Genomic DNA, 1,863 nt, shown 5'->3' on the forward strand with positions numbered 1-1,863 from the left:
CCGTGACCGGTTTGCCGTCAACTTGAAAGGTCGCGCCGCAAATGGCAAGCGGCGCGCCCGATCAGCGTTGGGCCGTTTCCCAGTCGGGGTGAATCCACGGGCGGTCATTCAGCGGCGGCAGGGGGTTGCGTTGCAGGATGTGGTCGGCGGCCTTTTCACCCACCATGATCGACGGTCCGTTGGTGTTCCCGTTCGTGACCTGCGGAAAGATCGAGCTGTCGGCGACGCGCAAGCGCTCGACCCCGATCACGCGGGTTTCGGGATCGACGACGGCCATCGGATCGTTGCGATCCCCCATCCGGCAGGTGCCGCAGGGATGATAGGCGCTTTCGGCGTGTTCGCGGATGAAGGCGTCAAGGTCATCATCGCTTTGCGCCGCATCGCCGGGCTGGATTTCATGGCCGCGGTAATCCGCGAAGGCGGGCTGGGCGAAAATCTCGCGGGTCAGGCGGATACAGGTGCGGAAGTCCTCCCAATCGTCGGGATGGGACATGTAGTTGAAAGCGATCTTCGGCAGATCGGCGGGATCGGCCGAGCGCAGCGTCACCTGCCCGCGCGATTTCGAGCGCATCGGCCCGACATGGGCCTGAAATCCGTGACCTTCGGGCGCGACCTTGCCATCATAGCTGACCGCGATCGGCAGGAAGTGGAACTGGATGTCGGGGTATTTCACACCTGCCTTCGAGCGGATGAAACCACAGCTTTCGAACTGGTTGGAACTGCCAAGGCCGGTCTTCCACAAAAGCCACTCTGCCCCGATCCGCGCCTTGCCGCGCAGGTTCCAGTATTGGAACAGCGTCACCGGCTTGGTCGCGGCCTGCTGGATGTAAAGCTCCAGGTGGTCCTGCAGGTTCTGGCCCACACCGGGCCGGTCGGCGACGACGTCGATGCCGTGTTCGGCGAGGTGTTCGGCAGGGCCGATCCCCGACAGCATCAGAAGCTTGGGCGAATTCAGCGACGAGGCGGCGATGATCACCTCTTTGTTGGCCTTGATCACCTCGATCTTGCTGCCACGGCTGACCTCGACACCTGTGGCGCGGCCGTCCTCGATGATGATGCGGCGGGCCAGCGCACGGGTGATGGTGCAGTTGGGACGCTTCAGCGCAGGGCGCAGGTAGGCGGTGGCGGCGGACCAGCGGTAGCCCTTGTAGATCGTCGCATCGAAGGGGCCGAAACCTTCCTGCTGTGCGCCGTTGTAGTCGTCGGTGACCTGATAGCCGGCCTGTTTGCCCGCCTCGACGAAGGCGCGGGTCAGCGGGTTCTTGCGCGGGCCGCGCGTGACATGCAGGGGGCCGTCCTTGCCGCGCCATGCGGGATCGCCGCCATGGCCGCCGTCGTGCCAGTGTTCCATCCGTTTGAAATAGGGCAGCACATCGGCGTAGGCCCAGCCATGCGCGCCGCTTTCGGCCCAATGGTCGTAGTCGCAGGCGTGGCCGCGCACATAGATCATGCCGTTGATCGAGGACGACCCGCCGATCACCTTGCCGCGCGGTGTCACCAGTCGCCGCCCGTTCAGGTGCGGTTCGGGTTCGGATTTCATGCCCCAGTCGTATTGCTTCATGTTCATCGGATAGGACAGAGCCGCAGGCATCTGGATCAGCGGCCCGATATCGGTTCCGCCGTATTCGATGATCAGCACCTGCTTGCCCGCCTCGGCCAGACGATAGGCGATGGCGCAACCGGCAGAGCCTGCACCGACAATGACGTAATCGGCCTGCATCAGAAAGGTGCCTCCAGATCGCCGGTGCGGACGAAGACGCCCTTGATCTGGCTGTAATGCGCGATCGCGGCCTTGGAATTTTCGCGGCCCACGCCGGACAGCTTCGAGCCGCCGAAGGGTGCCTCGACCGGCGCGTCGTTGTA

The 1,863-nt window shown here is 64.1% G+C and carries 2 protein-coding genes; both read right to left on the reverse strand.

All coding sequences use genetic code 11. From position 1 onward, the window contains the following. Positions 1-61: 61 nt before the first annotated feature. Positions 62-1,720, reverse strand: a complete 1,659-nt coding sequence (gene betA, locus V7N12_RS06820; protein ID WP_333713599.1) for a choline dehydrogenase — start codon at positions 1,718-1,720, stop codon at positions 62-64. Further along, a partial coding sequence (locus V7N12_RS06825) for an aldehyde dehydrogenase family protein (RefSeq protein WP_333713600.1) occupies positions 1,720-1,863 on the reverse strand: 144 nt, incomplete at its 5' end. The genes betA and V7N12_RS06825, both read right to left, overlap by 1 nt.

The organism is Yoonia sp. (genome assembly GCF_036770585.1).
Lineage (GTDB): Bacteria > Pseudomonadota > Alphaproteobacteria > Rhodobacterales > Rhodobacteraceae > Yoonia.

What these genes read in the sequence shown, in the direction of transcription:
- betA (WP_333713599.1), bottom strand. Translation starts at nt 1,720, where the DNA reads ATGCAGGCCGATTACGTCATTGTCGGTGCAGGCTCTGCCGGTTGCGCC.